The sequence below is a fragment of the Bacillus sp. 03113 genome (assembly GCF_006546985.1).
In the GTDB taxonomy this organism is placed as follows: Bacteria; Bacillota; Bacilli; order Bacillales; family Cytobacillaceae; genus VATK01.
This window is the reverse complement of sequence record NZ_VATK01000028.1, coordinates 21,587-28,295: the sequence shown is the minus strand read 5'-3', so window position 1 is coordinate 28,295 and position 6,709 is coordinate 21,587. Positions and strand designations below refer to the sequence as shown.

The following is a 6,709-nucleotide window of genomic DNA, read 5'->3' as shown; positions in this document are numbered from 1 at the left end:
GACTCCCTAATTTCATTTGTATTTACTCCTTATATTGATAAATTTTAAATAATTTTTAGATTGTTAGACTCCTGTTTGGGGTAGCGTCCGGAAAATGCGGATTTACAACGTTAAGGAAAATTTTAATATTAAAAAACCTAATTTCTCAATATAATACGAAGAAATTAGGCTTTTTTTATTACATTTACCTCAAGGAAGGAACCTCTAAAAAATCCCAAAAACCAGTAGGCCTCATTTATATTTCTTTTGAATCAACCAGACTAAAATAAAGAAAAATCCAATCATATATACACTAGACTTCTGTTGGTATCCTATTAGAAGAATAATAAAGCAAACAATAGATAAGCTAATGAGTCATGATTTTTGTTCCTTTTTTTATCAGTCATTGGTAATTAGTTCTTCGTGATACTTTTCGAGTAAATGGGCCAATTTTTTACTAGCACCACTTCCATAAGCATCGTCCGTTGCTTGAATCACTTGAGCGTTGTCTTGGTATCCTTTTTTCATCAAGGAAACAAATGTTTCTTTGCTAGTTAAATTAGCAAATGATAATGTTAATTTCATCCACCTTTTTAGTAATCCGACAACTAAATCTTGATTGGGCTCATTTAACAATTTATCTAATAGTTCTTTACCTTGAGCAATGTATGTCTGCACTTCATCGGCTGTACGTTGAGGCATTTCCAAAAATTCTTTTGCACCCCATGAACTTTCAATAGTTTTGTAAACCTCTGGTGTAAACTTATCAAGTATTTTTTCTTTTATTTCTTCGTTGGTGTCTTTGGGAATTTTTGTTGCTACCACTTTTTTAAATACTTCAAAATCCATTTTTTTCTCTCCTTGTATTAAAGAATTAACCTGAGCAATCATTTTTTCAATTTGTCTCTTCTTTTGTAACAGTAATGATTGTTGTTCAAGTAATCTTGTTTTATTATCAGAGAATGGGGCATTAAGAGTGGATTTGATGTCTTTTAATGTAAACCCTAATTCTTTATAAAAAAGGATTTGCTGAAGTATCAGTAAGTTCTCAGTATTATACAGTCGATATCCGGATATCGTATTGTCTGCTGGTTTTAATAAATCAATTTTGTCATAATACTGAAGAGTTCTTACTGAAACACCAGTTAGTTTAGCGACCTCATTTACTGTCATCATAAGTTACCATCTCCGATAAATAAAATATAAAGTATTACGCAACGTCGTAGTCAACGAAAAAATTTTTGTGTATTTTTCCATATTCCCTAAAAGGTTTATTATGAAAAATCCCCCTATAATGAAAAAATTCAGGAAGGATTTGTAATGCGATTTAGGGATAGATCTAATTTCTTTAAAATTTTGCTCATTATTTTTTTTCACAATCTGTTCCTTTAATAAGGAATGATTATTTGTTCCCTTCAGCTAGCTTTCTATATAATGAAGCTCTCGATATATTTGTAATTTCACAAATTTGGTTTACAGTCATACCTCCTGCTTTATATAACTTTACTGCATAATTCATACCTGCGTGATTTTTATGATATTTCTTTAATCGACCTTTAAACTTTCCTTCTTTCTTAGCCAGCTCAATCCCTTCACGTTGACGCATACGGATAAGATCTCGCTCTAATTGGTTAACACCGGCCATTACTGTAATTAAGAATTGGCTGTATGGATTATCTTCTGATAAATCAAGCCATGTATCCTTGAGTGATTTTAAGTTGGCTTTTTTACTCCGTATTAAATCAATCAATTCAAATAAATCCTGCGTACTTCGAGTGATCCTAGTTAAGTCTGTAACATAAATAATGTCGCCTTCCTGTAAATTCTCTAACATTTTTTGAAGTTGCTCCCGATCCTTTGTTGCTCCCGAAACCTTTTCTTCAAAAATAATATCCATTCCAATTTCGTTCAATTGATGAAATTGCCTTGAAGGATTTTGGCTAGTCGAACTGACACGTATATAACCGATTTTTCGCAAAATATCACCTCATTTTTGAGACAAGTCTTATGAGACACTCGTAACTATGGTTGTCACTTTAGGAGGTATTTTGCTTCTATTTTAAGTGTTATTTTGCACTATAAGGAAAAATAAAAAAGCCCAATTTCTCAGCATTGAAATTAAGAAATTGGGCTTTTTTTTACTCCGGAAAAGCGCCCTTTTGCTGAAGATCGTTAATAAAATCATCCGTTAGTCATTTAACAAATTTCACACTAAAACCACACCTTATGCATCCCTTTTAGAAACAGTTCAGTGATGGGAAATCCAGAACTCTTCCCTATAACAGAATCAATTCCGCAATAAGGGCAAACTGCTGTATCCTCATCATCCCACCATTCATCAATTTCATTAGGGTTAAATATTTTCAAACAATAAAAACATCCGCATATGCTATCCTTTTCTAAGTCTTTCCTATTATGACTACTAAATCGATGTGCTTTTTCAAAGTTTTTTTCCATTACTATTTCTCCCTTTTATAATAAAAACAAAGAAAAAGATTTACCTTAGTAACTCGTTATTAAACTCTTGCGCCCAGTTTGCTGAAGATCGTTATTGAACAAATCTGCCCCTTTAGTGCAATAAGAGATATTAGTTTTGGTAGCAAGTCTCATATTCGTCTTTCATTAACAAACTTTTACAAGCCAAACCATTTTCGTGATAAATCTCTTTACCAATTTCCAATTTGATACTCCTATTTGAATTTGGATAATCAGGTTCGTCATTTAGAATGTACAGTGTATCCTCATCCAACCATTCCATAGAAATATTACTTTTTGCATCACTATAATAAACAGTTTGGACTTTATTCTTCTCATTACTGTATGTGATTTCAACCCATACATTAACACCGCCTGCTGCACCACCATATAGTTCATAATAAGCATTAGCCGTATATTCTCCAGTGGGGGATGTTATAGGTCCAGGTCCTTTTTGGGTAAATTCTCTATCAATATCACTAAATGTAAAAAAGTACATTTTATATATAGAGATTGAAGATACCACAACAACCCCTGACAACGTCACAATCAGCAATTTTTTAGGAAAAGCTTTCTTTTTAATGAAAGAAATTATTATGTTAGCACATAAAATCAAAAATAATATAACAGTAATGAAAGAAATTAAGAGACCAAATAAAATTAAAATGATAACTCCTCCTTCTTAAGTTCAATAACAATCATTTCAGATATTGATAATTTTGCAATACTTTTCTTCAAGTAAACTGGCCTTAAAAATGCAAAATGAGCGCCAGTCCTCATAAATGGCGCCCGTTTCTGGAACAAAATAATTTGGATTTTTTAAAATTCCTATTGATTTAGTACAGCGTATCCAATCCATCCAATTAGTAAAATGTTTGGGGAAATTAACAATACTGATAGCCACCTCATATTTCTTCTTAGAGATAAAGAAGCTCCAAGATAAAAGAACGGAAATATCAACCCCCACCATTCAAATCGTGGTGTTGCAGCTAAGTAGAGTGATAATGGAATTATAAGTAGACAGGAAATCACAAGAAATATGGGCTTTTTCGAACCTAAAGCAATAAACGAAGATATAATTGAAGCAATCATAAATGGCCAAAATAATAATCCCATAGAAGTCCTCCTCAAGTTTTTCTCACAACTTGAATCCTGATCTGTAGAAATACACCCTATACTTGAAAATGGAAATAACTATAACCATTCTCTTTAAAAGAATAAATTTTTTAGAAACAGAAAACCATATATTAAAGCACTACAAACTACAATAAACAAGCCAACCATCAAAAAACCATATACAAAGCCTTTACCCATTGAGAATAAATCTAAGAACATATTTTTTAAAATATCAATTACCTTAGACATAATTTCCCCCCTCCAAATAAAATATTTCCGATATTTTACCACAAGAGTATATATGTCTTATTAAAGACCCCTGCTCTATTACTTAATACCAATTATTTCAAATCTCTACATTTAACTCAATCCTTTATTCCATTAAAAAAATAAAAAGCACGCTCCTTGAAGAACGTGCCTACCTAAAAGTATTTGCTATAGAAATCATGCCTTTGCTTCCCACTTAGCTGTGCATATATCTTCGTAGTTTCACTTTTCTCATGACCAAGTAAGCTCTGAATGACTTCAAGAGGTGCTCCGTTATTGATCATGTGAGTTGCATAACTATGTCGTAATTGATGCGGATGAATACTCTTCTTAATTCCAGCACGACTTGAAATACGCTTAATGATATATCTGATAAGGTCAATACTCATACGTCTTTTCGGGCTTCTTTCGGTAATAAACAAGCACGGATTCTCATCGTCCCTTTCGTCTAAATATCTTTTCAACCACAAGGAGCAGCGAGTATTGAAATACACTTCTCTTTCCTTATCGCCTTTTCCTTGTACAATAACGGAATTCGTAGAGAAGTTAATATCATCCCGATTGAGTTTTACGACTTCTCCAATACGACAACCGGTAGAATAAAAAAATTCAAATAATGCATTTTCCATAGAATTATGACATGCTTCCCTGAGATGTTCTATTTCAAGCTCTGTAAGGAATTTTGGGATTCTTTTACCCAACTTCGGTTCCTTCAATTTAGCAGCTGGATTCTTGGAAATGAACCCTTCATCATATGACCATTTAAAAAGTGATCGAATATAACGAACTCGATGCCCTAGACTAGACGGCTTTAAATGTTCTCCAGCCTCAATTAAGTAGCTTTTGAGTTTTTCTGTAGTAAATTCACTCATATCAATATTGCCAAAAAACCTTAATAGCAGATTGTATTGAAAGCAATAGGTTTTCAATGTTAAAGCTGAATACCCCTCAATTTTCTTATCAAGTTGATACTTCTCCCAAGCTTCAGATAAAAACATAGCACTTCACTCTCCCAAGTTATGAACCAATCAATCTTGATTCTATTATGCTCATAAAGAGTAAATTTCATACTAAAGTTTTTCAGCAATCTAAGAAAACCATTTTCAGGAACGTCTCATAACCCTCGGGAGACATAATAAAGACGCTTTCCCTATTCTGGAAAATTACCCGTTACTATAATAAAAATCAAGTTTTATACATGTTGCATTTTACTTATATATGTAATAAAATTATTACATATGAAAGATATACTATCCGGTGACCAATTATTAATAACTTTGGAAGCATTATCTAATCCTTTTCGACTTAAAATTATCGCTATTCTTCATCAAGAAAGGCAATATGTTAGCCAATTAGCTAGGGAGTTAGGTATAAGTAGGCCATTACTTTATTTACATTTGCAAAAGTTAGAGAATGCCCAACTAATTAAAGGGCATCACGAAATTTCTAAGAATGGAAAAGCAATGAAATTTTATGAACTTAGCTCTTTTAGCATAACGCTAGACGAACATTTAATAGCCAATGTAGCAGATAGTTTAACAATAAAAAATAGGAAGGAGTAGGCAGTTTATCTAATAATTACATAAAAATTTGAAGGGAGAACATCATGGGCGACATTTTATTTCAAATGATTTCATTAGGTACTTTAATACTACCTGTATTGTTAATCTTTTTTATTTTAATATACGTAATACGAATTGTTCGCAGAGTAGAACGTCGTGCAGAGGACCGGCTAAAATTGGATAAAGAAAACGCAACATTCCAGCAGCAACAGATGAAGGCAATTAATGAACTCAATAATCGCTTAACAAATATTGAAAATATGCTCAAAGAAGTGGATTAGGGGGCGTTTGTATGTATATGGCGATGTTATATTCCAAATATTTAGTTTAGTGTTTATTGCACTTATTGTTTACTTATTTTATTGGTTTTTCTTTTCTAAGAATAAAACCCAAGATCGTATAAAAAACCTCGAAAAAAATTTGAAGCATTAAATGAACAAAAAACGGATTAACGGCTCAGGATTGAGCCGTTTTTATATGTATTCATGATTTCCTTTAGTACCTTTATTCTTCATTTAACCTGTCCTTTTGTTTAAGTGTAACTTTTCACAAACAACCTTTAATTAGCATTCTTTCCCTTCCTTTTTCCTCTGCAAAATGAGCGCCATTCCTCAAGAATGGCACCCTTTAGTTGAAGAAGAATTTTCTTTTACCACTCTCTCCATTCTTCTGTTATGTCTCCTTCGATTTTTAAGCCAGCTAAATGTGCAGCTTCCTCGATGAACTCAGCTAGTTCCTCTCTCTCCATTGTTTCAATAAAGTAATCATATTTGTCATTTAATTCATTTAATTTGTTTACAACGTCTTTAACATATTTCATTATGTCTTTCTTTTTTGGCTTAACTCCAAGATTTTTTAGGTTATTAATGTAAGAATCAAGAACTTTGTTAGTAGATTCAATATTTTGCGAAGTGAATATATTATCGCCCTCAGCCATTCTTACTGTCCATTCGATTGTGGGTTTAGTTAAGCATTGAAGATTTCTGTTATCACCAGAAATCTGCTTAGTTTTAAGTTTCTGTTTCGTATAATAAACATACTCAATTCCATCACAAACAGTTAAGTTCCCGTCCAAGATATTTGTTCCTGGAAAAGAGAGCATTTTAAGTTTCGTTAATTTCTTTACAAAACTGATGGATGTAACATCTCCACAATCGAAAATTTTAAGTTTTTCAAGTTGACTTAAATTTTGAATTGGAGAGAAATCTTCAATACTTTTACACTTATCAAACTCTAAGTCATGTAAGGGAGCATTGATGTCTTTAAATGCACTTATATCTTTTAAGGATCTAAGATAATTTAATTGAAGT

At 32.2% G+C, this 6,709-nt stretch carries 10 protein-coding genes; 2 read left to right on the top strand and 8 right to left on the bottom strand.

What is annotated here, in order from left to right:
• Positions 1-378: 378 nt before the first annotated feature.
• The 7 genes from FDO66_RS19595 to xerA form a co-directional block, all read right to left on the bottom strand.
• Positions 379-1,155, bottom strand: coding sequence for a MerR family transcriptional regulator (locus FDO66_RS19595; RefSeq protein WP_141434343.1), 777 nt, complete (start codon positions 1,153-1,155; stop codon positions 379-381).
• Positions 1,156-1,381: 226 nt separating this feature from the next.
• Positions 1,382-1,957, bottom strand: coding sequence for a recombinase family protein (locus FDO66_RS19590; protein WP_141434342.1), 576 nt, complete (start codon positions 1,955-1,957; stop codon positions 1,382-1,384).
• 233 nt (positions 1,958-2,190) lie between these two features.
• Complete coding sequence (locus FDO66_RS19585) at positions 2,191-2,436, bottom strand: cytoplasmic protein (RefSeq protein ID WP_141434266.1); 246 nt, start codon at positions 2,434-2,436, stop codon at positions 2,191-2,193.
• Positions 2,437-2,566: 130 nt separating this feature from the next.
• A complete protein-coding gene (locus FDO66_RS19580) occupies positions 2,567-3,001 on the bottom strand; it encodes a DUF5412 family protein (RefSeq protein WP_395939822.1) in 435 nt (144 codons plus the stop codon).
• Between the two features lie 281 nt (positions 3,002-3,282).
• Complete coding sequence (locus FDO66_RS19575) at positions 3,283-3,570, bottom strand: hypothetical protein (RefSeq protein WP_141434340.1); 288 nt, start codon at positions 3,568-3,570, stop codon at positions 3,283-3,285.
• A 93-nt stretch (positions 3,571-3,663) separates the two neighbouring features.
• Positions 3,664-3,819: a hypothetical protein gene (locus FDO66_RS21015; protein WP_181444671.1), complete on the bottom strand. Its 156-nt coding sequence runs from the start codon at positions 3,817-3,819 to the stop codon at positions 3,664-3,666.
• Positions 3,820-3,992: 173 nt separating this feature from the next.
• Positions 3,993-4,835 carry a site-specific tyrosine recombinase/integron integrase gene (xerA, locus tag FDO66_RS19570; protein ID WP_141434339.1) on the bottom strand — a complete coding sequence of 281 codons (843 nt, stop codon included), beginning with the start codon at positions 4,833-4,835 and terminating at the stop codon, positions 3,993-3,995.
• A 240-nt stretch (positions 4,836-5,075) separates the two neighbouring features.
• Here xerA and FDO66_RS19565 point away from each other — a divergent pair, with 240 nt between their 5' ends.
• The gene (locus FDO66_RS19565) at positions 5,076-5,399 is read left to right on the top strand and encodes an ArsR/SmtB family transcription factor (protein ID WP_141434338.1); all 324 of its coding nucleotides are present in this window, start codon (positions 5,076-5,078) and stop codon (positions 5,397-5,399) included.
• Between the two features lie 44 nt (positions 5,400-5,443).
• Positions 5,444-5,680, top strand: coding sequence for a hypothetical protein (locus FDO66_RS19560; RefSeq protein WP_141434337.1), 237 nt, complete (start codon positions 5,444-5,446; stop codon positions 5,678-5,680).
• 368 nt (positions 5,681-6,048) lie between these two features.
• Here FDO66_RS19560 and FDO66_RS19555 read toward each other — a convergent pair whose 3' ends face one another.
• Complete coding sequence (locus tag FDO66_RS19555) at positions 6,049-6,336, bottom strand: hypothetical protein (RefSeq protein WP_141434344.1); 288 nt, start codon at positions 6,334-6,336, stop codon at positions 6,049-6,051.
• Positions 6,337-6,709 lie beyond the last annotated feature (373 nt).